The organism is Micromonospora sp. HUAS YX12 (assembly GCF_040215685.1).
GTDB classification, from domain to species: Bacteria; Actinomycetota; Actinomycetes; order Mycobacteriales; family Micromonosporaceae; genus Micromonospora; species Micromonospora tulbaghiae.
In genome coordinates this window covers 1,373,385-1,396,781 of sequence record NZ_CP157974.1, presented here as the reverse complement: position 1 = coordinate 1,396,781, position 23,397 = coordinate 1,373,385, and the positions used below count along the sequence as shown (strand labels likewise).

Annotated in this window: 24 protein-coding genes; 12 read left to right on the top strand and 12 right to left on the bottom strand. The window is 74.4% G+C overall.

Features of this window, described 5'->3' with window-relative positions; genetic code table 11:
- Positions 1 to 23: 23 nt before the first annotated feature.
- Genes ABIH81_RS06955 through ABIH81_RS06925 form a run of 7 tightly spaced genes read right to left on the bottom strand, consistent with a single transcriptional unit; the run spans position 24 to position 6,322 of the window.
- On the bottom strand, positions 24 to 887 hold the full coding sequence (locus tag ABIH81_RS06955) for a type II secretion system F family protein (protein ID WP_349879550.1): 864 nt from the start codon (positions 885 to 887) through the stop codon (positions 24 to 26).
- A complete protein-coding gene (locus tag ABIH81_RS06950) occupies positions 884 to 1,783 on the bottom strand; it encodes a type II secretion system F family protein (RefSeq protein ID WP_349879549.1) in 900 nt (299 codons plus the stop codon). The genes ABIH81_RS06955 and ABIH81_RS06950 overlap by 4 nt, the downstream gene beginning before the upstream one ends.
- Positions 1,780 to 3,321: a CpaF/VirB11 family protein gene (locus tag ABIH81_RS06945; RefSeq protein WP_349879548.1), complete on the bottom strand. Its 1,542-nt coding sequence runs from the start codon at positions 3,319 to 3,321 to the stop codon at positions 1,780 to 1,782. Before ABIH81_RS06945 ends, ABIH81_RS06950 begins: the two co-directional genes overlap by 4 nt.
- The gene (locus ABIH81_RS06940) at positions 3,311 to 4,144 is read right to left on the bottom strand and encodes a ParA family protein (RefSeq protein ID WP_349879547.1); all 834 of its coding nucleotides are present in this window, start codon (positions 4,142 to 4,144) and stop codon (positions 3,311 to 3,313) included. Before ABIH81_RS06940 ends, ABIH81_RS06945 begins: the two co-directional genes overlap by 11 nt.
- Positions 4,144 to 4,812, bottom strand: a complete 669-nt coding sequence (locus ABIH81_RS06935) for an SAF domain-containing protein (RefSeq protein WP_349879546.1) — start codon at positions 4,810 to 4,812, stop codon at positions 4,144 to 4,146. The genes ABIH81_RS06940 and ABIH81_RS06935 overlap by 1 nt, the downstream gene beginning before the upstream one ends.
- Positions 4,809 to 5,762 carry a hypothetical protein gene (locus tag ABIH81_RS06930; RefSeq protein ID WP_349879545.1) on the bottom strand — a complete coding sequence of 318 codons (954 nt, stop codon included), beginning with the start codon at positions 5,760 to 5,762 and terminating at the stop codon, positions 4,809 to 4,811. Before ABIH81_RS06930 ends, ABIH81_RS06935 begins: the two co-directional genes overlap by 4 nt.
- Positions 5,756 to 6,322, bottom strand: a complete 567-nt coding sequence (locus tag ABIH81_RS06925) for a hypothetical protein (protein ID WP_349879544.1) — start codon at positions 6,320 to 6,322, stop codon at positions 5,756 to 5,758. The genes ABIH81_RS06930 and ABIH81_RS06925 overlap by 7 nt, the downstream gene beginning before the upstream one ends.
- A 569-nt stretch (positions 6,323 to 6,891) precedes the next feature.
- Between ABIH81_RS06925 and ABIH81_RS06920 the strand changes: the two genes are divergently transcribed.
- Both ABIH81_RS06920 and ABIH81_RS06915 read left to right on the top strand, forming a co-directional pair.
- Positions 6,892 to 7,668: an A24 family peptidase gene (locus ABIH81_RS06920; RefSeq protein WP_349879543.1), complete on the top strand. Its 777-nt coding sequence runs from the start codon at positions 6,892 to 6,894 to the stop codon at positions 7,666 to 7,668.
- Between the two features lie 109 nt (positions 7,669 to 7,777).
- Complete coding sequence (locus tag ABIH81_RS06915) at positions 7,778 to 10,153, top strand: glycosyl hydrolase family 65 protein (protein ID WP_349879542.1); 2,376 nt, start codon at positions 7,778 to 7,780, stop codon at positions 10,151 to 10,153.
- Here the strand turns inward: ABIH81_RS06915 and ABIH81_RS06910 are convergent.
- The gene (locus ABIH81_RS06910; RefSeq protein WP_349879541.1) at positions 10,126 to 10,608 is read right to left on the bottom strand and encodes a hypothetical protein; all 483 of its coding nucleotides are present in this window, start codon (positions 10,606 to 10,608) and stop codon (positions 10,126 to 10,128) included. The genes ABIH81_RS06915 and ABIH81_RS06910 overlap by 28 nt on opposite strands.
- Positions 10,609 to 10,759: 151 nt before the next feature.
- On the opposite strand from ABIH81_RS06910, the gene ABIH81_RS06905 reads away from it, so the two are divergent.
- Complete coding sequence (locus ABIH81_RS06905) at positions 10,760 to 11,497, top strand: SAM-dependent methyltransferase (protein WP_349881028.1); 738 nt, start codon at positions 10,760 to 10,762, stop codon at positions 11,495 to 11,497.
- A 7-nt stretch (positions 11,498 to 11,504) separates the two neighbouring features.
- Here the strand turns inward: ABIH81_RS06905 and ABIH81_RS06900 are convergent, their stop codons facing one another.
- Together ABIH81_RS06900 and ABIH81_RS06895 are read right to left on the bottom strand one after the other, a co-directional pair.
- The gene (locus ABIH81_RS06900) at positions 11,505 to 11,798 is read right to left on the bottom strand and encodes a hypothetical protein (protein ID WP_349879540.1); all 294 of its coding nucleotides are present in this window, start codon (positions 11,796 to 11,798) and stop codon (positions 11,505 to 11,507) included.
- 26 nt (positions 11,799 to 11,824) lie between these two features.
- On the bottom strand, positions 11,825 to 12,706 hold the full coding sequence (locus ABIH81_RS06895) for an RNA polymerase sigma-70 factor (RefSeq protein WP_349879539.1): 882 nt from the start codon (positions 12,704 to 12,706) through the stop codon (positions 11,825 to 11,827).
- Positions 12,707 to 12,874: 168 nt separating this feature from the next.
- Here ABIH81_RS06895 and ABIH81_RS06890 point away from each other — a divergent pair, with 168 nt between their 5' ends.
- Positions 12,875 to 13,360, top strand: a complete 486-nt coding sequence (locus tag ABIH81_RS06890) for a carboxymuconolactone decarboxylase family protein (protein ID WP_334467635.1) — start codon at positions 12,875 to 12,877, stop codon at positions 13,358 to 13,360.
- 9 nt (positions 13,361 to 13,369) lie between these two features.
- Here ABIH81_RS06890 and ABIH81_RS06885 read toward each other — a convergent pair whose 3' ends face one another.
- Complete coding sequence (locus tag ABIH81_RS06885) at positions 13,370 to 14,461, bottom strand: epoxide hydrolase family protein (RefSeq protein WP_349879538.1); 1,092 nt, start codon at positions 14,459 to 14,461, stop codon at positions 13,370 to 13,372.
- A gap of 94 nt (positions 14,462 to 14,555) precedes the next feature.
- Here ABIH81_RS06885 and ABIH81_RS06880 point away from each other — a divergent pair, with 94 nt between their 5' ends.
- From ABIH81_RS06880 to ABIH81_RS06845, 8 genes are all read left to right on the top strand, one after another.
- Positions 14,556 to 15,017 carry a MarR family transcriptional regulator gene (locus ABIH81_RS06880; RefSeq protein WP_349879537.1) on the top strand — a complete coding sequence of 154 codons (462 nt, stop codon included), beginning with the start codon at positions 14,556 to 14,558 and terminating at the stop codon, positions 15,015 to 15,017.
- 72 nt (positions 15,018 to 15,089) lie between these two features.
- Positions 15,090 to 15,692: a helix-turn-helix domain-containing protein gene (locus ABIH81_RS06875; protein ID WP_349879536.1), complete on the top strand. Its 603-nt coding sequence runs from the start codon at positions 15,090 to 15,092 to the stop codon at positions 15,690 to 15,692.
- Positions 15,692 to 15,898: a hypothetical protein gene (locus tag ABIH81_RS06870; protein ID WP_349879535.1), complete on the top strand. Its 207-nt coding sequence runs from the start codon at positions 15,692 to 15,694 to the stop codon at positions 15,896 to 15,898. Before ABIH81_RS06875 ends, ABIH81_RS06870 begins: the two co-directional genes overlap by 1 nt.
- Positions 15,895 to 16,800: an ATP-binding cassette domain-containing protein gene (locus tag ABIH81_RS06865; RefSeq protein WP_349879534.1), complete on the top strand. Its 906-nt coding sequence runs from the start codon at positions 15,895 to 15,897 to the stop codon at positions 16,798 to 16,800. The genes ABIH81_RS06870 and ABIH81_RS06865 overlap by 4 nt, the downstream gene beginning before the upstream one ends.
- Positions 16,797 to 17,591, top strand: a complete 795-nt coding sequence (locus ABIH81_RS06860) for an ABC transporter permease (RefSeq protein ID WP_349879533.1) — start codon at positions 16,797 to 16,799, stop codon at positions 17,589 to 17,591. The genes ABIH81_RS06865 and ABIH81_RS06860 overlap by 4 nt, the downstream gene beginning before the upstream one ends.
- Before the next feature lie 112 nt (positions 17,592 to 17,703).
- Positions 17,704 to 18,696 (top strand): DUF559 domain-containing protein, encoded by a 993-nt coding sequence (locus ABIH81_RS06855; protein ID WP_349879532.1) that lies wholly within the window; start codon positions 17,704 to 17,706, stop codon positions 18,694 to 18,696.
- Positions 18,683 to 19,324, top strand: a complete 642-nt coding sequence (locus ABIH81_RS06850) for a hypothetical protein (protein WP_349879531.1) — start codon at positions 18,683 to 18,685, stop codon at positions 19,322 to 19,324. The genes ABIH81_RS06855 and ABIH81_RS06850 overlap by 14 nt, the downstream gene beginning before the upstream one ends.
- Complete coding sequence (locus ABIH81_RS06845; RefSeq protein ID WP_349879530.1) at positions 19,324 to 22,488, top strand: DUF87 domain-containing protein; 3,165 nt, start codon at positions 19,324 to 19,326, stop codon at positions 22,486 to 22,488. Before ABIH81_RS06850 ends, ABIH81_RS06845 begins: the two co-directional genes overlap by 1 nt.
- On the opposite strand, the gene ABIH81_RS06840 is transcribed toward ABIH81_RS06845, so the two are convergent.
- Positions 22,470 to 23,384: an NADP-dependent oxidoreductase gene (locus ABIH81_RS06840; protein WP_349879529.1), complete on the bottom strand. Its 915-nt coding sequence runs from the start codon at positions 23,382 to 23,384 to the stop codon at positions 22,470 to 22,472. The two genes, ABIH81_RS06845 and ABIH81_RS06840, sit on opposite strands and share 19 nt — an antisense overlap.
- Between the last annotated feature and the right edge of the window lie 13 nt (positions 23,385 to 23,397).

Sequence of the window (23,397 nt, the reverse complement as noted above, 5' to 3'; positions counted from 1 at the left end):
TCGTCTCCTTCTCCAAGGTGGGTTCACAGACGGGCGAGGAACGGATAGACGGCGAAGCCGAGCAGGACGAACACCAGCAGCGAGCCGGGGATGTCCAACTTGCTGGTGACCCCCTCGGCCCGGGCCAGGTTGTCGGTGCGGATCTGGTCGCGCAGCGAGTCGGCGCGGGACCGCAACGTCTCGTGCACCTGGGCGCCCTCGCTGCCGGAGGAGCGCATGATTGCGCCCACGTCGCCCAGCTCCGGGATGCCGACCCGCTCGGCCAGCTCCTGCAACTCGTCCCAGGGCGAGTGCATCTGGAGCTGGGCGAGCCGCAGCGCCTCCCGGATCCGGTCGAAGACCCAGCCGTCGCAGACCGCCGCCGCGCGCTCCAGCGACTGCACCGGGCCGTGCGCGGCGGACAGCTGCAACGCCACCAGGTCGAGGTAGGTGCAGACCGCCTGGCGGAACTCGTCCCGGGCGGCGTCGGCCTTGGCCAGCACCGCGCGGTGCGCCAGCAGTCCGGCGCCGAGCGCCAGGCCCAGGCTGGCCACCACCGGTACGGCCACCGGCAGCGCCACCCCGCCGACGACAAGCACCGCTGAGGCGACCGCCGGGGTGGCGAACCCGACGAGCGCGGAGAGCAGCACCGACAGCGCGTACTGCTCCGGGGTGCGGTCGAGCAGGGCGAGCTGCCGGTGCGGCGGGCGCAGCCAGCGGGCGAACCCGCCGAGCCAGTCCGGCCCGGCACCGGCGGCCGGAGCCTGGCCGGGCGGCTGGTGCAGCCGGCGCAGCGCCGGGCCGAGTGCCGGGGTGGCCGGCAGCGCCTCGCGTACGACCAGGAACAGCCCGAGCCCGACCGCGCACCCGCCGAGCACCGCGATCGCCATCTGCCAGTTCAGGATCATGCGATCGCCTCCTCCGGGTCGGGCGCCGGCAGGAACCGCGCCGGCCGGGGCGGCTGGCTCATCGAGCGCACCCAGACCAGCAGGCCGACGAACGCCGCGCCGAGCACCGCCATCACGAGCTGACCCGTCACCGTCCCGTACGGACGGATGTAGTCGCTGTTCACCAGCCCGTACGCGAGCGTCGCCAGCGTCATGCCGGTGAGGAAGCGGACCGCGAACCGGGGCTGGGTGCGCTTCGCCTCGACCTCGCGCCGGGTCGCCACCTCGGCCGAGGCGGCGGTGGCGATCGACCCGAGCACGTCGCCGAGGCGCTCACCCCGGTCGGTGAGGTGCAGGATCAGCGCGGCCACCACCTGGTCGGCGACCGGGTCGGCGATCTCGTCGGCGAAGGCGAGCAGGGCGGAGCGGGCCAGCCAGCCGGCCTGGAGGCGGGCGGCGAGCGTGCGTACCTCCTCCTGGATCTCCTCCGGCGCGGTGGCGATGGTGCCGATGATCGCCTGCTGGAGTCCCTGGCCCGTGGCCGAGATGTCCTTGAGCCGGCGGGTCCACTCGCCTACGGCTTCGACCCGGGCGATGGCCCGCTGCTCGGCCCGGCCGACCGCGAACAGCCACGGCACGCCCGGCACCGCGAGCGCCACCAGCAGGCCCACCACCGGCAGCCCGGTGAGCAGGAACGCCACCGCCCCGGCGACCACCGCGGCGCCGAGCAGGAGCTGGTACCGGCGCTGGTCGGCGCGGCTCGCGCCGGAACCGGTCCAGAGGCGGCTCAGGCCCGGCCCGGTGCCGGGCGCCGGACCGGGCGGGCGGCGGGTGCCGACGAGCGCGACGACGGTCAGCACGAGCCCGGCCACGCAGGCGGCGCCGGAGACCAGGGCGATCAGTTCGATCTGCGTCACGCCGGGCCTCCGCTCGGCCGCGCCCCCAGGCGGGTGTGCCGGGGCCGCCGCCACGCGCCCATACCGGCCTCGACGAACCGGGTGAGCAGGCGGGCGTCGTAGCCGACGCGCAGCAACTGGTCGCGGATGCGTTCGGGCAGGTGGCGGGGGACCGCACGGCCGTCCGGCCCCGGGCCGAAGACGGTCGTCGTGGTGATCCGGTTGCCCTCGCCGACGCCGATGACCTCCTCGACGTGCGAGACGAAACGGTGCTTGCGGCCGCCGATCGCGGTCTCGTCCTCGACCGTGACGTAGACGATCAGGTCGAGCGCGTTGCCGGCCATCCGGCGGGCCTGGTCGACTGTCATCTCTCGGCCGTGCGACAGCGCCAGCTCGATGATGCGTTCGCTCACCCCCGAGGGGGTACGCGCGTGGATGGTGCACATCGACCCGCGGCTCGTGGTCATCGCCTGGAGCATCGGCACGATCTCCCGGGACCGCACCTCGCCGACGATGATCCGCAGCACGCCCATCCGTAGCGACACCGGGATCAGGTCGGCGATGCTGACCTCACCCGCCGGCCGCCCGTCCGCGCCGCGCTCGCCGTGCCCCTCCCGGGACTCGAAACTCATCACCGCCCGGTGTTTGTGCCCGCGCCGGGCCGGCAGGAGTTCCCGGCTCTCCTCCAGCAGCACGTACGGCTCGTCGGCCGGGATCTCGTCCATCAGCGCGCGGATGACTGTGGTCTTCCCGGCCCCGGCGAGCCCGGCGACCATGATGTTCAGCCCGGCCCGCATGGACGCGCGGAGGAAGTCGCGCAGCAGCGGGTCGATCATCTCGTCCAGGTCGGGCCGGCCGCCCGCGATGTCCTCCAGGCTCACCTCGAGCGTGTTGTGCTTGCGGATCACCGCGTACGGGCGGTGGCTGACCAGGAACACGGCGGCGAGCCGGCTGCCGTCGGGCAGTTGCAGGTCGAGCGTGGGCTTCGACGTGGACAGCGACCGCTCGGTGGCCCCGGCCCGGCGGGCCGCCGCCTGAAGGATCTCCACCAGCTCGTCGTCGGTCTCGGCGATCGGCTCGGCCCAGTCGACGCCACCGCCGTGCCGGGTGATGCGTACCTGGTCGCAGCCGAGGATGTGCACCTCCTCGATGCTGTCGTCGACGAGCAGCGTCTGGAGGCGGCCCAGCCCGACGAGTTCGGCGGTGACCTGGTCGAGCAGCAGCCGTTCCGAGTCGGCGGCCATCGGCGTGCCGGCCCGGCGTACCGAGTCGGCGTACGCGGACACCACGGCGACCGCCAGCCGGGCGCGCTCGACCTCCTCGGCGTCGGCGTCGAACTCGCGTCCGCGCTGCCAGTGGGTGAGCCGTTCGCTCAGCTCCCGGCGCAGCTCGCGGACCACCGCGAAGTCGACCCGGGGGCGTGGCGGTGGGGCCGCCGGCGCGGCGGGCACGGGGCCGGGGACGTGGTGCCGTCCGTTCGGCGGTGCGAGCGGCGGCACCGTGGAGACGACGCCCGGCTGCTGCCCGCGCGGGTCGTGGGAGACCGGCTCAAACCGCACCGGACACCCCCGGGACGCTCGGCGCGGTCACCGCGCGCGGTGTGGTCGCCCCGGGCCAGGCCAGCCGGGCGCGCCGCCGGTCCAGCAGCGCCCGGACCGGCACCTCCAGGGCGCCGGCCGCGCGCATCAGCGGCCGGTTGGCCCGTACGGTGCCGCCGTGGGCGAGCACCTCGGCGGTACGCGGGTCGTGCGGCAGGCGGGCGATCACCGGCAGCCGCAGCGCCTTGCTGATCTCGCTGGTGCCGTGCCCGTCGCCGACCACCAGCAGTCGCAGTGTGCCCGGCGGTACGCGGTGCTCGGTGAGATCCCGCTCGACGGCGCGGGCGGTGGCCCGGGTGGCGGACAGGTCGGGCAGGTGCGCGCGCGTGACCAGCAGCACCACCGCGGCGGCCCGCAGCAGCGGCCACGGTGGACCGCCGACTGCCAGCCGGCCACAGTCGACCAGCACGTCGTACGGCGGTTCGCCCCGTTCCAGCCCGGTGAAGTAGTCGGCGAAGCGCTGCCAGAGCGGGATCACGCTGCCGGCCTGGGCCGGGTCCACCACCCCGGGTAGCAGCAGCCGTTCGCGGCGGGGCGCGTCCAGGTCGACCAGCTGGGACCAGAACGCGTGTTCCAGGCTGCCGTCGCGCAGCTCACCCACTGCCAGCTCGCCGATGCCCCGCGGGCCGTCCAGCGTCCCGCCGAGGTAACCGGCGAGGATCGAGCCGCCCGCCGGGTCGCACTCGGCCAGCACGAGCCGCCGGTGCCAGCTCAGCGCGGCGGCGAGCGCGGCGGTGGTGACGCCCGGCGACCCCTTCGCCGAGACCAGGGCGATGATCGCCATCAGGCCGCCTCGGTGAGCACGAGCGCGATCCGGTCGTCGGCGGCGAGCGCCACGACGGCCGGCACGTCCCGTACGGCCAGTGCCAGGTAGACCACCACGTCGCCGTTCTGCGGCGTGGCGGTGTCGATCACGGTGCCCTCGAACCGGGTGCCGCCGCCACGGGACGCCTCCGAGCCGCCGCCGGTCGCGTTCGAGGGCGTGCTGACGAGCAGCACCTTGTCGCCGGGGTGCAGCTTGCGGGCCGGCACCTGCTCGGGTTCGAGCCCCAGCGCGATCTGCTGCTGGCCGGCGCCGAGCAGCGGGGCGTCGGTGAGCTGCGCCGGGGTGAGCAGCGTGCCCGGGGTGAGCCGGACGGCCGCCCGCAGCCCCAGCACCTCGTCCATCCGGTCGGCGGCGACCGGCTGGAGTTCCCGTCCGCCGGAGACGCGTACCGGCACCAGGTCGTCGGCGGTGAGCTGCTGTCCCACGTCGACCGGCCGGGCCACGGCCAGGTACGTGCCGGTGGAGCGGACCGAGGTGACCGCGAACGCCGCGCCCAGCCCGCCGAGGGCGATCAGCAGGACCGCCAGGCCGAGCAGGCCGGGGCGGACGCGTCGTTGCCGGACCACCTTCGGCGGCGCGACGGGCGCCTCCACCGGGGTTCCGTTGCGGGCTGCCACGACACTCATCGGGTCACCACCTGAAGCTCGTTGATCTGTACCGGGACGACGCCGCTGGACCGGCTCTGGGCGATCACGCCGCTCTCCCCGCCGCCGGACCACTCGACGGTCCAGAACGTCGTGGCGCTCACCTGGTAGGTGTCGGCCTTCGGGTAGCCCTGGTCGAGGCCGCAGTCCGGCGAGGTGGAGCCGGCCCCCGGCCCGTCGGCCCGGTACGGCGTGCCCGGTCCGTCGCAGGTGACCTCGATGTCGTCGGACATGTGCCAGACGATCCGGTCCACCTTCGCGGTGATCTCCACGGTCAGTCCCCGGTCGGAGGCGGACGCGGACAGCGGCCCGAAGTACGCCGAGCCCGGGCTGGCCCACATCCAGACCGGCAGCCCGACCAGGCCGGGGCCCTGGCTGCGCCGGGGCGCCACGGCGACCCGGGGCGGGAGCAGCGAGATCGAGGCCAGCGCGCGGCGGGCCAGTTCCTCCGGGTCCGGCGGCGCGCCGTAGCCGGGCGGCGGGGCGTCGAGAAGCGCCCGCCGAATGCTGCCGAGGTCGCCGCCGTTGCAGGTGAGCTGGTACCACTGTTGGCCGGGCGGCGCCTCGCCCTGCGGCTCCTCGAGCTTGTAGTAGCAGCCGTCGGCGTTGTTGAACCAGCCGAGAACCTCGTGGTAGCAGGGGATGGCCCGGCCGTTCCACTGGCACTTCGGGGTGCTTCCGCCGTTGCCGCCCCCGCCGCCGTTGTCTCCGCCGCCACCCGGCCCACCCGGTCCGCCCGGGGTGCCGGGGTCGTCGTCCCAGACGTCGCAGTCGGTCTGTTCCGGCGGGCACGAGCCCCCGGGGTCGGCGGCGCGGGCGGGTGCGCCGGTGAGCGTCAGCAGCGCGGCCAGGCCGGCGGCGAGCAGCAGCCGGCGGGGCGTCCCGGCCCGGGCCGGCCGGGCCGGGACACCCCTTCCTCCCCAGGTCAGCACGGCTGGTCCTGGTGCGCGGCGCCGCCGTTGACCAGCCACCGGCCGTCCGGGAAACGGACCGCTGTGGCGGTGGCCAGGTATCGCCCGCCGCGGGTGCCTGGCACGGCCTTGCGGTCCTTGGCGTAGACGAGCCGGTAGCCGCTCGCGTCCAGGCAGTCCTGGATCTCGACGGTGGGCGGGCGGGCGGCCAGGTCCATCGAGACGACCTCGGGGTCGGAGAGCAGTTTCCCGGTACGCATCGCGCCGTGCTCCTTCGCATCGAGAATCGCCATTCGCACCCGAGTCAGCAGTGGGTCAGCCAGAAAACGGGTCAGAGCGGGATGGGACGGATCGCTGCGCGCACTGGCTGTCCGGGACGCGTCGAGATAGCCGGAATAGGCGGCCAGAGCCGCTTTTCCGGCGGCGTCCTCCTCGGCGCTGGAATGGGCGGCGGGTGCGGCGGCGCGGCCGGTCAGCGGACGGGTGGCCGCCTCCGGCTCGGTGCCGCAGCCGGCCGAGCCGACCACCAGCACGACGCTGAGCAGGAAGATTTCCCATCGGCGGGATTGCCGTGTGCGCAACGCCGATCCCTCCTCGGTGCCGGCCCGGGGCGATCACGCCGACCCGCTCCGGGCATGCGGAAGCGCGCCCGGAACTGTCACTCCGGGCCCCCGTCGCCGCCACTTGTATTGACCTGTACTGATCATTGCGGATTCTGTGCCTGGTGCCTCCGACGCCAATTGATCGGGGGTTGCGTCGTACCCAAGGGGCGAGCATAGGCTCACGTCCGCCGATGCAACAGAGGCAATTCACGTGAACACGGTGAGTGAAGACGGGAGGTGGTGGCCGGTGTGTGTCACCACGATGACGAGCGGGCTTCCGCGGGGCTCGGAGCCGGCGGGCGTGTGCTCACCCGTACGCGCCGCAGCGGCGGCGGCGAGCCATCGTCGTGCCGCCGGTATGGGTGGGGAGCATGCCGCTCGTCCGATCCGTCCCGCCGGTTCGCCGGGGATCACGTCACGGCCCGCCCCGGCCGTCGCCGCGTCGCACCACCCGCTCCTGTCCGCCTCAGTCGTCACATTCACCCGAACGAGAAATCACTCTGCGTGCTCCACGATGGAACGCACGGCGACCGGACGGGGGAGCCGGCATGACGGCTGAACGGGTACGGCGTACCGGACCGGTGGCCGATGCCCGCCGTCCGAGCGCACGGCTGATCGCCGCCCTGACGGTCGTACCCCTGCTCCGGCTGGCGGTGGCGCGCTACGCCGTACCGCCGGGGTCTCCGGACCGGACGGCGTGCGACGGCTGCGGCGCCCCGATCGGGCTGGACCGGCCGCTGCCGGCGCTCGGCCCCGCCGCCCGCTGCCCGGCCTGCCGGGCCCGCATCGGCGCGGCGCCGGCCGTGGTGGAGGTGGCGCTGCTGCTCGCGGTGGCGGTGCCGGTGTTCGCCGGCGGCGCGCCCGCCGCGCGCCTGGCGCTGGCCTGGTGGCTGGTCTGGGCGGTGCCGATGACGATCGTGGACGCGATGGCGCACCGCCTGCCCGACCGGCTCACCTGGCCGGCGGCGGCCGGCACGTGGGTGCTGCTCGGGGTGGCCGCGCTGACCGGCGCGGGCGTGGATCCGTGGATCCGCGCCACAGTCGCCGGGCTGGCGCTCGGCGGCGGGTTCGCCGCGACCACGCTGCTGCTCGGGCGGCGTGGCTTCGGCCTCGGTGACGCCAAGCTGGCGCTGGGCGCGGGCGCGCTGCTCGGCTGGTACGGCTGGCCGGTGCTGGTGGCCGGGTTGGTGCTCGCGCTCGTCCTCGCCGGGCTGGCCGGTGTGGTGCTGCTCGCCGCCCGGCGGGTCCGCTGGTCCGGGCACCTGCCGTTCGGGCCGTTCCTGGTGCTCGGCACCGCCGTCGCGCTCGTGCTCGTCACCGTGTGATCGGCCACCCCCAGGTGCGGTCGGGCGCCGCCACGGGTACCGGAGTCCCAGCCACCTCCCAGCCGGGTCTGATTCGGTGGCGGTCCAGGCTTCGGACTCGGGAGGGCACGTGCCGCACGGCGACGACGGTTGGCGGATCCGGCGCACCAGCGCGGACCTGGACCGGCTGGGCGAGACCGAGTCCGTCTTCGCGCTCGCCAACGGCTGGGTGGGCTGGCGCGGGACGCTCGACGAGGGCGAGCCCTGCGGCATGCCGGGCAGCTACCTCAACGGGTTCCACGAGCAGCACGAGCTGACCTACCCGGAGAGCGGCTACGCGTTCCCGGAACGCAGCGACACCGTGATCAGCGCGCCGAACGCGGCCCTGATCCGGCTCTGGGTCGACGACGAGCCGCTGGACCTGGGCACCGGCACGATCCGGCAGCACCACCAGGAGCTGGACCTGCGCGCCGGGGTGGTCCGCCGGGAGACCGAGTGGGTCTCGCCGGGCGGCCGGGGCGTCCGGATCCGCAGCACCCGCCTGGTGTCACTGACCCGTCGCCCGGTCGCCGCGCTCGATTGGACGGTCGAGCCGCTGGACGAGCCGGTCCGGCTGCGGGTCGGCGCCGACCTGCTCGCCAACCAGCGGGTGCCGGAACGCGCCGACGACCCCCGGGCCGCCTCGGTGATCCACGACCCGCTCACCGGTGAACTCCGCCGCCACGACGGCCTCGACGGCGTGCTCGTGCACCGGACCGGGCGCAGCGGCCAGCGGGTCGCCGTCGCCGTCGCGCACCGGGTCGAGGCGCCCGACGAGATCGCCACCGACACCGAACTGACCGCCGACCGGTTCCGGCTGGCGCTGTCCGGCCCGGTACGCCCCGGCGAGCGGATCCGGGTCACCCGGTTCGCCGCGTACGAGTGCGCGGACGTCGACGGCACCCCGGCCGGTGAGCTGGCCGACCTGGTCGTCGCGGAGGCGGACACGGCCCGGGCCGACGGGTTCGACGCCCTGCTCGCCGAGCAGCGCGCCGCGCTGGACGCGGCGTGGGCCACCGCCGACGTCGAGCTGGACGGCGACCCGGAGCTGCAACTCGCGGTGCGGTTCTCGGTGTTCCACCTGCTCCAGTCCGGGCGGGCCGACGGCGACCGGACCATCCCGGCCAAGGGGCTGACCGGCAACGGCTACGACGGGCACGTGCTCTGGGACACCGAGGGCTACGTGCTGCCGGTGCTGACGTACCTGGCGCCGGAGCTGGCCCGCTCGGCGCTGCGCTGGCGGCACGCCCATCTGCCCGAGGCCCGCGAGCGCGCGGCCGAGCTGCGCCTGACCGGCGCCACCTACCCGTGGCGGACGCTCAGCGGCCGGGAGTGCTCCGGCTACTGGCCGGCCGGCAGCGCGGGCCTGCACGTCAACGCCGACATCGCCGACGCGGTGCTGCGGTACGTCGCGGCCACCGGCGACACCGCGTTCCTCGCCGAGTGCGGCGCCGAGGTGCTGATCGAGACCGCCCGGCTGTGGCACGGCTACGGCCACTTCGACGACGGCGGCGCGTTCCACCTGACCGGCGTCACCGGCCCGGACGAGTACTCCGCGCTGGTCGACGACAACGTCTTCACCAACCTGATGGCCCGGCGCAACCTGCGCGGCGCCGCCGACGCCGCGGAACAGTGCCCGGAGGTGGCCGCGCGGCTCGGCGCCGACGCCGCCGAGGTGGCCGGCTGGCGGGCCGCCGCCGACGCGATGTTCGTCCCGTACGACGGCAAGCGCGGCGTGCACGAGCAGTCCGCCGGATTCACCGCGCAGCCGGAGTGGGACTTCGCCGGCACCGGCGAGGACGACTATCCGCTGCTCCTGCACTTCCCCTACCTGGAGCTGTACCGCAAGCAGGTGGTCAAGCAGGCCGACCTGGTGCTGGCCATGCTGCGCTGCCCGGGGGAGTTCACCTCCGAGGAGAAGACGCGCAACGTCGCCTACTACGAGGCGCGGACGGTCCGGGACTCGTCGCTGTCGGCGTCCGCCCAGGCGATCCTCGCCGCCGAGGTCGGGCACCTCGACCTGGCGTACGACCTGTTCGCCGAGACGGCGTTCCAGGATCTCGCCGACCTCGGCGACAAGACCGCCGACGGGCTGCACCTGGCGTCCCTGGCCGGCGCCTGGCTGGTGGTGGCGCAGGGCTTCGGCGGGCTGCGCGACGACCGGGGCGTGCTCGCGTTCGAGCCGCGCCTGCCCCGGCCGATCACCCGGCTGGTGTTCCACCTGCGGCGGCACGGGCACCGGCTACGGGTCACGCTCACCGAGCGGGAGGCCCGCTACGAGCTGCCGGACACCGGCCCGGGCGACGCGGTGGAGCTGTGGCACCACGGCGAACAGCTCCGGGTCACCGGCGACGGGCCGGTCACCCGGCCGATGCCGCCGGTGCCCGACCCCGGCCCCGAGCCGCAGTCCCCGCCCGGCCGCCGTCCGGAACGGCGCGCTCAGGAAGCGGCCGGCGGCGACGACTGAACCGCCGGGCCGGACATCCGGGTGACGACCTCCTCCAGCGCCTCGAACGCGTACGCCCAGTTGTGGCACTTGAAGCTGCGCAGCCCGGTGATCGGGGTGCGGCAGTCGGCACAGTGGACACCGGGGATCGCGTCCGGCACCTCGGTGTTCACGTACTTGCGTTCGCCGAGGATCACCCGCGCGATCATCGTGTGGTCGTGCACGCCGTGCAGCGCGGACGCGACGATGTCGTACCAGGTGACCCGCCGCCCGCACTTCGGGCAGTCCGGCTCGTCGCCGCTGACCCACAGCGGCGCGCCGATGCTGCGCGTCGGCATGTTCAGCAGCTTCTCCAGCCGTCGCACGTCGGCCTCCGGTGTGGTCCACCGGTGCCGCCCGGGCAGTGACGCGGGCGAGTCGTAGACGGCGCGGAACACCACCGGCTCGACCTCCACTGTCTCCCGTCCACCTGTCATCGGTACCTCCTCGCGACGGCATGTCCCACCGTCGTACCAGGTGGACGGCGGGATCGGCCGGATCACCGACACGACGGGTCAGCGGTGTGTCGCCCAGAGTGCTAGACATCGAGACGTGACGGAGGCTGAGAACCGACCCAATGTCGCCCGGATGTACGACTACTACCTCGGCGGCTGCCACAACTTCGCCGCCGACCGGGCCGCCGCCGAGGAGGTTCTGAAGATCTTCCCGGACACCGGCGTCGCCGCGCAGAGCAACCGCGCGTTCCTGCGCCGGGTCGTGCGCTGGGCCGCCGAGCAGGGCGTACGCCAGTTCCTCGACATCGGCGCCGGCCTGCCCACCCAGGGCAACGTGCACGAGGTGGTCCGCGCGGTACGCCCCGACGCCCGGGTGGTCTACGTCGATTACGACGAGGTCGCCGTCGCGTACGCCCGGCGGTTGCTGCCTGCGGACGGCCGCACCGTCGTGCTCCAGGGCGACCTGCGGCGTCCCGGCGAGCTGCTGGCCGACCCGGCGCTGCGGGCCACCATCGACCTGAGCGAGCCGGTCGCGGTGCTGCTGCTCGCGGTGCTGCACTTCGTGCCGGACGCCGACGACCCCGGCGCGGCGGTGGCGAAGCTGCGCGACGCCACAGTGCCGGGCAGCGTGCTCGCGCTGTCTCACCTCACCCTGGACGGCCTGCCGACGCTGCCCACCGAGCAGGGCACGGCGATCTACCGCCGCAGCAGCTCCCCGCTGGTGCCCCGCACCCGCGCCGAGGTGGCCCGCTTCCTCGACGGGTACGAGCTGGTCGAACCGGGCCTGGTAAAGGTGGCGGACTGGCGGCCCGACGGGGAACCGCAGGCGGCGGTGTCGCACGGCTACGGCGGGGCGGGCATCCGCCGCTGATCCGCAGTCAGTCCAGGCCGCCGTGCGCGGCCCAGAGCGCGGCGGCCCGGTCGGCCGCCGCCGCCACGAGCGCGGCCAGCTCCGGCCGGTCGGGCACCCGGAACGACACGTACGCGCCGCGGCCACCCGCGGTGGGCCGGCCGTACGCCTTCGCGGCGAGGCGCCCGTCCGGCAGCAGCCGGACGTTGAGCGTGGTCAGCGTGAACTCCTCGCCGCGCCGGGTGTCGGTCCAGCGCAGCTCCTCCGGCACCGTCACGTTGATGGCGAGGGCGCTGACGTCGGGCGGGGCGGCGCTGCTCATCCGGCGATCGTCGCACGGTCGCGGGCTCACCGGCGCAGTGCGGTCTCGCGGGTCATGTGGGACAGCTTCTCCGGGTTGCGCACCGCGTAGAGGCCGCTGATCCGGCCGTCGTCGAGGCGTACCGCGACGACCGTGTCCAGCTCGCCGTCGAGGCGTACCAGCAGCGCCGGGTAGCCGTTGACCTGCGCCGGCTCCATCGACGCCACCGCGGCGATCCGGCGCCAGCCGCCCGCGAGCAGCCGGGCCACCTTGTCGCCGCCGGTGACCGGCCGGGCGATCGCCTGCTTGATCCCGCCGCCGTCGCCGACGAGCACCGCGTCCGCGGCCAGGACGCGGAGCAGCCCGTCCAGGTCGCCGGTCTCGACGGCCCGCCGGAACGCGTCGAGGGCGTCGCGGGCCTCGGCCGCCGGGACGGTACGCCGGGGGCGGCGCGCCGCGACGTGGGCCCGCGCCCGGTGGGCGATCTGCCGCACGGCGACGGGACTCCGCTCGACCGTCTCGGCGATCTCGTCGTAGCCGACGTCGAACACCTCCCGCAGCACGAACACGGCCCGCTCGGTCGGCGTCAGCGTCTCCAGCACCAGCAGCATCGCCATCGACACGCTCTCCGCCAGCGCCACGTCGTCGGCCACGTCGGGCGCGGTGAGCAGCGGCTCGGGCAGCCACGAGCCGACGTACGACTCCTTGCGCCGGCCCAGCGTGCGCAGCCGGGACAGCGCCTGCCGGGTGGTGATCCGCACCAGGTAGGCGCGCCGGTCCCGGACCATGCCGAGGTCGACGCCGGCCCAGCGCAGCCAGGTCTCCTGCACCACGTCCTCCGCGTCGGCGGCCGAGCCGAGCATCTCGTACGCGACGGTGAAGAGCAGGTTCCGGTGCGCGAGGAAGTCCTCGGTGGCCGGGTCCGCCATGACTGGCTCCTTCGCTGCTCGGCTGCGTTCCCCACCAGACGCCGGCCACCGCCGCCGTGTGACATCGGGTCGCTGTGGCGGTCCTCACCCGGCCTCGCCGTCACGCCCGGACGCGTCCCCGGCATCTCGTGTTCGTCAGGCACCCACCCCAGCAGAGAGGGCGCAACCATGCAGACCCGATTCAACCTGTTCGAGAACCCGGTCTCGGCGACGTTCATGAAGCGTTTCGCCGGCGCCGGCCTGGTGATCCACCAGTCGTCGCTGCCCCGCACGGTGCAGGAGCTGGTGTCGCTGCGGGCCAGCCAGATCAACGGCTGCGGCTGGTGCATCGACATGCACACCAAGGAGGCGGTGGCCGGCGGGGAGAGCGCGGTCCGGCTGAACCTGGTCGCCGCCTGGCGTGAGTCGACCGTGTTCACCGAGGCCGAGTGCGCGGCGCTGGCGTTCGCCGAGGAGGGCACCCGGCTCGCCGACGCCCATCAGGGCGTGTCCGACGAGACGTGGGCCCAGGTGCGCAAGCACTACGACGACGACCAGATCGCCGCGCTGGTCTGCCTGCTCGGGCTGATCAACGCGGCGAACCGGTTCGCGGTGCTCGTGCACCAGCGCGGCGGCTCGTACGAGCCGGGCATGTTCGCGGCGGCCATGGGCTGAGCGCGGCCGTCACCGCAGGTTCCAGAAGAACGACCGGAGGTCGTCGGCGAACAGCTCCGGCACCTCCAGCGCGGCGAAGTGACCACCCCGGTCGAACTCGCTCCACTGCCGGATCGTGTACGTCAGCTCGGCGATCGGCCGGACGGCCTGGGTGATGTCGTGTGCGAACACGGCCACCCCGAGCGGGGGCGGGCAGGGCGCGGGCGGGCCACCGAACGCGCTCTCCCGCACCAGCCGGGCGGACGAGGCGGCCGTGCCGGTGAACCAGTAGACCGAGACGTCCGTGAGGATGCGGTCCACGCCGACTGTGGATCGGGGATCGGCCCACTCGGTGAACTTCTCGGCGATCCACGCGAGCTGCCCGACGGGGGAGTCGTGCAGCGCGTACGACACGGTCTGCGGCCGGCTGGCGTAGAGCACCTGGTGGGGGTGCCGCTGCGTCTTGAGCCGCATGATCCGGGCGAGCCGGTCCCGGTCCCCGTCGGACAGGCCGGTCTCCCCGGTCCAGCCCGGCGGCGGGGGCGTGGGCAGGTAGTTGAGGTGTACGCCGACCACGTGCTCCGGGTCGATGCCGCCGAGCCGGGTGGAGATGACCGAACCCCAGTCGCCGCCCTGTGCGCCGTACCGCCGGTAGCCGAGCCGCCGCATCAGCTCGGCCCAGGCGCGGGCGACGCGGTTTACGTCCCAGCCGCGTTCCCGGGTCGGGCCGGAGAACCCGAACCCCGGAATCGACGGTACGACCAGGTGGAACTGTTCGGACAGCGGGCCGAGCACGTCGAGGAACTCCACGACCGAGCCGGGCCAGCCGTGCGTGAGGATCAGCGGCAGCGCGTCCGGGTCGGCGGAGCGTACGTGCAGGAAGTGGACGTTCTGCCCGTCGATGGTGGTGGTGAACTGCGGATACCGGTTCAGCTCGGCCTCGGCCTCCCGCCAGTCGTACGCGGTGCGCCAGTGCTCGGCCAGCTCCCGTACCCGGGCCAGCGGGATGCCGTAGTCCCATCCGGCGTCCGGCAGTTCGTCGGGCCAGCGGGTGCGGGCCAGGCGGTCGGCCAGGTCGTCGAGGTCGGCCTGGGGGACGTGGACGCGGAACGGCTCGATCACTGTCGTGCTCCGATCGTTGGTAGCACTAACGTTGGGGTGACCAACGGTATCGCAAATCGTTGGGGCTGCCAACGTTTACGGTTAGGCTGGGTTCGTGGAGAACCCGGAGCCGGACCTCGTACCGACCCGCCTGGCCGGCCTGCCGAGCTGGCTGATCACCCAGACCGCCGTACGCGCCGGGCGGCTGGTCGCCGACGGCCTCGCGGCTGTCGACGCGCGGGGCTACCACTTCCGGCTGCTCGCCACGCTCGACGAGTTCGGCCCGGCCAGTCAGGCGGCGCTCGGCCGGCGCAGCGGCATCCACGTCAGCGACGTGGTGGCGGCGCTCAACGAGCTCGCCGAGCGGGAGTTCGTCACCCGCAGCCCCGACCCGGCCGACCGGCGGCGCAACGTCGTCACCATCACCGCGGCCGGGCGGCGGCAGTTGCGGCGGCTGGAGAAGCGCCTCGCCGCCGTCCAGGACGACCTGCTCGCGCCGCTGTCGCCGGACGAGCGGGCGGACCTGACCCGGCTGCTGGCGCGGGTGCTGGCCCACCACACCCGCCCGCCCGCCTGACGGCTGCCTTCCGGCACCGTCCTCATTCACGGCCCTATCGTTATCGTTCTCGATAGTGATAACGTCTGCGGCGTGACGACGTCGATGGAGCGGTGGGCGGAGACCGCGCTGCACCCGGTGCGGATCCGCATCCTGCGCGCGGTCGCGGGCACCCGGGTGACCACGCACGACCTGGTCGAGCTGTTGCCCGACGTCCCGCAGGCCACGCTCTACCGGCACCTGGCGACGCTCGTGAAGACCGGGATGCTCGACGTGGTGCAGGAGCGCAAGGTGCGCGGGGCCGTCGAGCGCGTGTACGCGCTGCCCGCGCACGGCGCGGCGCTGGACCCGGCGGCCCTGGCGACGGCGACGCCGGAGGACCACGCGCGCTACTTCACCGCGTTCGTGTCGAGCCTGCTGTCCGAGTTCTCCCGCTACCTGGCACGGGAGTCCGTCGACTTCGTCGCCGACGGCGTCGGATACCAGCAGCTCGTACTGCACCTGACCGACGCCGAGCTGCACGAGTTCGCGGCGGGGCTGAACGCGCTGGTCGGCCCGTTGCTCGCCAGAGGGCCCGGCGACGGACGGACCCCCCGGTTGCTGGCGACCATCCTGATGCCCGCCGACCGCCAGGCGACCCCCGGCGACACGCACACGTCAGCGCACGACTCCGACACGACGAAGGGCGACGACTGATGGCCTCCGTGATGCTCAACGGCGACGTGATCGACATCCGGTTCACCGGATGGGAACGGATGTGGGTCGGGCGGGAGCGGTTCGCGCTGCACCTGGTGCTGGACCGCGCGGCGGCCGGCGGAGAGTTCGACGAGGTCGTGGTCTCCGACCCGGCCGCGGCGGGCCTCGCCGAGACGATCGGGCGTGCGACGGGGAGCCGGCCATGACCGGCGACCACCTGGCGATCGAGGCGTCGGGCCTGACCAAGCGCTACGGCGACGTCACCGCCGTACGCGATCTGACCTTCACCGTGCGGCCCGGCGCGGTCACCGGCTTCCTCGGCCCGAACGGCGCCGGCAAGACCACCACGATGCGCATGCTGACCGGACTGGTGACGCCGACCAGCGGCACCGCCACGATCGGCGGGCAGCCCTACGGCCGGCTGGCCCAGCCGTCGCGGACCGTCGGCGCGGTGTTCGGCGGCAATGCGTTCCACCCCGGCCACACCGCCCGTGACCACCTGGGCGTCTACGCCGCGATGGCCGGCTGCCCGGACGGCCGCGTCGCGGAACTGCTGGATCTGCTCGGCCTCGCGCACGCCGCCGACCGTCGTACCCGGGGGTTCTCCACCGGCATGCGCCAACGGCTCAGCCTCGCCACGGCGCTGCTCGGCGACCCTCGCGTCCTGCTGCTCGACGAACCGTCGAACGGCCTGGACCCGGAAGGCATGTCGTGGCTGCGCGGCCTGCTGCGCGGGCTCGCCGACGAGGGCCGCACCGTGCTGGTCTCCAGCCACGTCCTGCACGAGGTCCAGCAGGTGGTGGACGACGTGGTGGTGATCCGGCGCGGCGAACTCGTCGCCGCCGGGCCGTGGTCCCGGCTCACCGGCCCGCCGGCGGTGCTCGTCACGTCGCCGGACGCGGACGCCCTGGCCGCCGCGCTGACGGCCGCCGCCGGGTCCGTCGAGACCGCCGGGCCCGGCCGCCTGCGGGTACGCGGACTGGACGCGCCGCGCGTCGCCGACCTCGCCGCGGACCACCGTCTGCGGATCCACGAGCTGGTCACCGAGGCCACAAGCCTCGAACAGCTCTTCCTCGACCTGACCAGCGACCCGGCGGAGGCCCGATGAACCTGCTCAGAGCGGAACTACGCCGGGTGCTGGCGACCCGGATGTGGGGCGCGCTGCTGCTCGCCGCCGGCGCGCTCGGCGGCGGCCTGGTCGGGATGATGGCGCTCGTCGGACCGGAGAACTTCGACCCGCCGATGCCCGGCCTGCACACCGAGGAGGGCCTGCGGTCGATCCTCGGCATCCTCGGCTTCACCGCCTTCGTGCCGGCCGCCGCCGGCGCCCTCGCGGCCACGTCCGAATACCGGCACGGCACCGCCGCCGTCACGTTCATGTTCGCGCCGCGCCGGGGGCGGGTGCTCGCCGCGAAACTCGCCACCCACGCGATCGTCGGCCTCGGCTACGGGATCGTGCTGGCCGGCTCCGCCGCGGCGGCCCTGTTCACAGTCGCCGCCGTGCGTGGCGTGTCGCTGGGCCTGCCTGCTCCCACGGTGCTGGCGCTGCTCGCCCGCATCGGCGTCGCGATGGCGGTCTACCTGCTCGTCGGCACCGGCGTGGGCGCCCTGCTCCGCAACCAGGTCGCGGCCGTGTGCGTGGTGGTCGGCTACCTGTACCTGGCCGAGCCCGTCCTGATGATGATCCCCGGCGTCAACGCGCTCTACCCGCTCCTGCCCGGCGGAGCCACCGCCGCGCTCACCGACTTCACCTACGTCGCCGACGCGATGTCCGCGCAGCTCGGCAGCGACGCCGTCGCACTCCTGCCGCCGGCGGCCGGCGCGCTGCTGCTGACCGGGTACGCGCTGGCCGCCGCCGCGATCGCCGTGGTCGTCCCGATGCGCCGCGACATCACCTGAGCGTCGCCGCGCGGTCGCGGTCCGGCGTATCAGGGGCTGGCGCCGGCCGAAGACGATTCGTACTCTGGTCATCCGACGCCCAGGGTCGACGGTGGGGGAGGGTCGACGCTGCATGGACCCGGTCCTCGCCGGTCTGCCGACCGACCGCGTCGTCGCCCTGCCCGGCGTGGACACCGACGCGGTCGCCATGATGATCGCCCGCGACCACGCGGAGCTGGCCGCCGTCGTGCACCGCCCCGCCTCGGCGTACGCCATGCCCGCGGACTTCGTGCACGCCGCGCTGGACCGGCTCGAACAGGTCGCCGTCGAGCTGCTGCCGGCCTGGCTGCCCGAGGCCGCGCACGACGTCCGCCCGGACACCTCCGGACTCGCCGCCGTGCGGGCCGCGGCCGCCGCGCGGTCCCGCCGGGACCGCTACCCCGGCTCGTTCCTGACCGACCTGGCCGTCTTCGCGGTGACCGGGCGACGGCCGAGTGCCACGACGCTCCCGTTGCGCGCCCGGGCCGCCGCGCTGGCGCGTCTCGTCGCCGACGCGTTCGGGCGGCGGAAGGTGGTGCTGGTCGTGGAGCCGGTCCACGGCGACGCCGCGGTGGTCGCGGCCGGGGGCGCGTGGCTGGTGCAGCACGGCGGTCCACCGGTCTGGCTGGCCGGAGCCGGCGCGGCCGGGCTGGACGGGCTCCCGGCGTTCCCCGTCGCGCCGCCGGCCGTACCCGCCGGATACGCGCCGGTGGCAGGCCGGCCGCATCCGGGCAGCGACGCCGAGAAGCGCCTGGAGGCGGCGCTGGCGGCGCAGAGCTGGTCGGCCGGGCGGAGATGGAACCAGAACTACCAGTCGCACCGCCTTTCCGCGCCGGTACGCCTGGACCTAGTGTGGCCGGACGAGCGGTGCGTGGTGGAGATCGACGGCCCGGAGCACTGCCGTCCGGTCCGCTTCGAGGCCGACCGGCAGCGTGACGTCCAGCTGCAACTGGACGGCTACGCCGTCCTGCGCTTCACCAACGCCCGAGTAATCCACGACGTCGGCACCGTGGTCACGCAGATCGGCACCTATCTGCGGGCACGTCGCCGAGACCTGGCGGAAGGACGGCACCATGGCCGGCGATGACCTGACCGCATCCGAGAGCGCGATCCTCGTCGTGCTCATGGCCGAGGCGCGGGAGGTGCTGAGCACCGAACTGCGGGACCGCTACGGCCTGGTCGTACGCAAGCCGCAGCGCGACAAGCTCACCCGCCTGCACTACGTCGCCAGCCGCAAGAGCGGGCCGACGTACGCCCTGCAACTGGACGACAAGGGCTGGGTACGGATGCAGAGCGACCTGGACTTCGCGCTGCGGGGCGCGAGCGCGCTCGGTGCCGCGCTCACCGCGTTGCAGGTGAGCCTGCGTGATCGTGTTCTGGCCCGCAGCGGCTGCGCGACGCTCGCCGAACTCTTCGCGCTCACCGACGTGCGCGCGCCCGCCGCTGAGCCGGCCGGGGCGCTGGAGGCGCGTGTGGTCGCCGCGTACCGGGCGCTCGCCGACGAGCCCGGCGCCTGGGTGAGCCTGCGGCGGCTGCGGCCGTTCTTCGCCGACGTGCCGCGCGACGACCTGGACGAGGCCCTGCGCCGGCTGAGCCGCTCCGAGGGCGTCACCATCGCGCCGGAGTCGAACCAGAAGACGCTCACCGGGGCCGACACCGGGGCCGCGCTTCGCCTCGGCGGCCAGGACAACCACCTGCTGGCGATCGGCGTGTAATGAACGAGGCGGAACGGAACGCGCTGGCCGCCCTGCGGTTCGACTGGGCGCCGGTGCCCGACGACGTGTGGCGCCCGCTGCCCTTCCACGTCGACGGCCTGCACGTACCCGTCGTCCGGGAAGTCCTCGCCGGGGTGGACGAGGCGGCGTCGAACCCGCACGGCAGCCCGCTCGGCCTGGTCGTCCAGGGTCAGCGCGGCTCCGGCAAGACCCACCTGCTGGGCGTCGTCCGCCAGCAGGTGCAGGAGCGCGGCGGCTACTTCTTCCTGGTCGGCCTGCTCGACGCCGGCGGCTTCTGGGACGGCGTGCTCGCCGCGATGCTCGACGGCCTGTCCCGGCCGGTGCCCGGCAGCAGCGAGACGCAGCTCAAACTGCTGCTGCGGCGGCTGTCCGCGATGGTGGGGGCGCCACGGACGGCACGCCGTGCCGTCATGGGCGACACCGAACTGACCAAGGTGGCGCTCGACGCCTTCCTGGACGGGCTCGGCGACTTCGACCGGCACGCGGCCCGCACCTGCCAGGAGACGGCGCGCGCGCTCGCGCTCAGCGCCTCCGAGGACATCTCCCACCGCGACGTCGCGGAGAACTACTTCCTCTCCGGAGAGGAGATGGTCGCCGGGGAACGCGCGGCCTGGGGCATGCGCCGGGTTCCGCGCCCGGCCCAGCAGATCGTGCAGGATCTGTCCTGGCTGCTCGCCCTCACCGGCCCGTCGGTCGTGGCGATCGACCAGATCGACACGCTCATCGCCCAGCTGGCGATCCAGAGCGACCCGGCGCTGGCCGGCGCCGCCGCGATGAGCCCCGAACAGGCGCTGATGCTGGCCCGGATGGCGGACGGCCTGATGGCGTTGCGGCAGACGACCCGGCGCACGCTCACCGTGCTCGCCTGCATCCCGAACTCGTGGACAGTCATCAAGTCCGCCGCGGCCGACACGGTGGCCGACCGGTTCCGCGAAGCCCCGCCGCTGCGCCGGATCGACGACGCCGACCTGGCCCGGGCGATCATCGAGAAGCGGTTCGCGCTCCGCTACCGGGAGGCGGGTTTCGTGCCGCCGTACCCGTCGTGGCCGGTGTCCCCGCGCGCCTTCGCCGAGGCCGGTGCCTTCACCCCGCGCCAACTGCTCATCGAGATCGACCGGCACATCCGCGAGTGCATCGCCGACGACCAGGTGCGGGAGATGACCACGCTCGGCGAGCCGCCCACGGCCGAACCCCGGGCGCCCCGCCCCGCACCGGTGACGGCCGCCGGCGAGGAGATGGACCGGTACGACGCCCGGTTCGCCGAGCTGCGGGAGGCCGCCGACGTCACCGGCCCGCTCCGGCGCGCGTCCGAGGACGAGGCGATGCCGCCGCTGCTCGCCGCCGGGCTCACCGCCTGGATCCTGGAGCGGGGCGACGCGGGCGAGGCGTTCAGCGTCGACCCGCCACCGAGCACCGACCCGCCGCTGCACGCCCGGCTGCGGCTCACGCTCGACGAGCGCACCGAGGACCAGGTGCACTGGTGCTTCCGGGCGATCGGCGACGACCACCACGGCAACGCCGCGCTGGCCCGGCTCCGCAAGGCGAGCGTGGCCGCCGCCCTCGACACCGGATCGGGCCGACGGAAGTTGTTCCTGCTGCGCAACCGCGCCTGGTCGGCGAGCGCGGCCACCCGCAAGGCGGTCGGCGCGTTCACCGAGGCGGGCGGTCAGACGCTCGGCCTCGACGACGAGGACGTGCGCATCCTCTCCGCGCTGCGGGTCATGCTGGCCGAGGCCACCATGGACCTTCAGGGCTGGCTGGCCGAGCGCCGGCCGACCCGGGAGCTGAAGTTCCTCCAGCACGCGCTGGCCGACGTGGACCGCTGGACCACCGACGCCGTACCGCCGCCGGAACCCGCCGAGCCGCCGCCGGCCGCCGCCGCTGCCACCGGCCCGGCCGATCCCTCGTTCGTCGTCGGGCACGGGTACGACGACGGGGAACCGGTGCCGCTGGCGCTGGAGGCGCTGCGCAAGCACACCACGATCTTCGCCGGCTCCGGCTCCGGCAAGACCGTCCTCATCCGCCGCATCGTCGAGGAGTGCGCGCTGGCGGGCGTCTCGGCCATCGTGCTCGACCCCAACAACGACCTCGCCCGCCTCGGCGAGGGATGGCCCGAGCCGCCCGCGCAGTGGCGACCGGGTGACGCGGACAAGGCCCGGGACTACCTCGCGCACACCGACGTCGTCGTCTGGACACCGCGCCGCAACTCGGGCCGTCCGCTGAGTTTCCAGCCGCTGCCCGACTTCACCGGCGTACGCGACGACCCGGACGAGTTCGCCGAGGCCGTCGAGGCGGCGGTCGCGTCCCTGGCACCACGCGCGATGGTGACCGGCCGGGCCACCCGGGCGCACCTGGGGCTGGCCGTGCTGCGCAAGGCCGTCGAGCACTACGGCCGGCGCGGCGGCTCCCGGTTGCAGGGCCTCGTCGACACGCTCGCCGACCTGCCGGACGGGATCATCGACCTGGACGACGCCGACAAGATCGGCCTCAGCCTGGCGCAGACCTTGACCGCCGCCATGGTGAACGACCCGCTGTTCGGCGGCGAGGGCACGCCGATGGACCCCGGTGTGCTCCTCACCCCCGCACCCGGCAAGCGGGCCCGCGTCTCCGTGGTGAGCCTGGTGGGCCTGCCGTCCGACGACGTACGGCAGAGCTTCGTCAACCAGCTCCAGATGGCGTTGTTCGCCTGGATCAAGAAGAACCCGGCCGGGGACCGCCCGCTGCTCGGGCTGCTCATCATGGACGAGGCGCAGACGTTCGCCCCGTCCGGCGCGATGACCGCGTGCACCCAGAGCACGCTGGCGCTCGCCGCCCAGGCCCGCAAGTACGGGCTGGGGCTGATCTTCGCCACCCAGGCGCCGAAGGGGCTGCACAACCGCATCCCCGGCAACGCGGCGACCCAGCTCTACGGCCTGATGAACAGCCCGATCCAGATCGAGGCGGCCCGCGAGATGGCCCGGGCCAAGGGCGGCGACGTGCCGGACATCTCCCGCCTCACGGTGGGCGAGTTCTACCTCGCCGCCGAGGGCGCGGCACCTCGCAAGATCCGCACCCCGCTGTCGCTCACCCACCATCCGCGCAGCCCGCTCACCGCCGAGGAGGTGCTGGACCGGGCGCGCGGCGGTCAGGGGCGCAGCACGTAGCGCCCGCGTACCCCGCCGTCGGCCATCGCCCGGTGCGCGTCCGCCGCCCGGTCCAGCGGCAGCACCGCGTGCACCCGGGCCGGCAGCTCACCGGCTGCGGTGCGGGCGAGCAGGCCGGCGAGGCGTACCCCGTCGGCGCGGGTCTCGATCACGCGGACGGTGACGCCGCGCTCGGCGGCCGGCTGCGCGTTGGGCCGCACGCCGACGAGCACGCCGCCGTCGCGGACCAGGGCGAGCGCCCGCTCCTGCCACGCGGCGGCGTCGGCGACCGCGTCCCAGCCCGGTTCGGCGGCGGTGGTGAAGCCGGCGCCGAGGTCACGGACGAACTTCTCGTCGCCGGCCCGCGCCAGGCCGGTCACCCGCCATCCCCGGGCCGGGGCGAGCGCGAGGACGTAGCCGCCGACCGCGCCGGCCGCCCCGGTCACCAGCAGCCGGCCACCGGCGGGCGGCTCGCCGAGCAGGTCGACGACCTGCGCCGCGGCCAGGCCGTTGAGCGGCACGGTCGCCGCCGCCACCAGATCCAGATCATCGGGTACGACGCCGAGGCCGGCCGCGGGCACGACGAGCTGCTCGGCGTACGTGCCGTAGTCGCGGTCGAACCCGGCCACCAGACCGGCGACCCGGGTTCCGGCGGTCAGGTCCACGCCCGGGCCGACGGCGTCGACGGTGCCGGCGAAGTCCCAGCCCAGACCGGTGTGGTGCGGCTGGTCGATCAGCCCCAGCGAGTGGAAGAAGCCGCCTGCCACCCCGAGGTCGACGGGGTTGACCGCGGCCGCGGCGACCGCCACCCGGACCTCGCCGGGCCCCGGCTCGCGCTCCGGGACGTCGACGATCTCGATCGCGCCGGGTCCGCCCGGGGTGCGGACGACGGCGGTGCGGAAGGTACGCGTACCCATGGTTGGTTCTCCC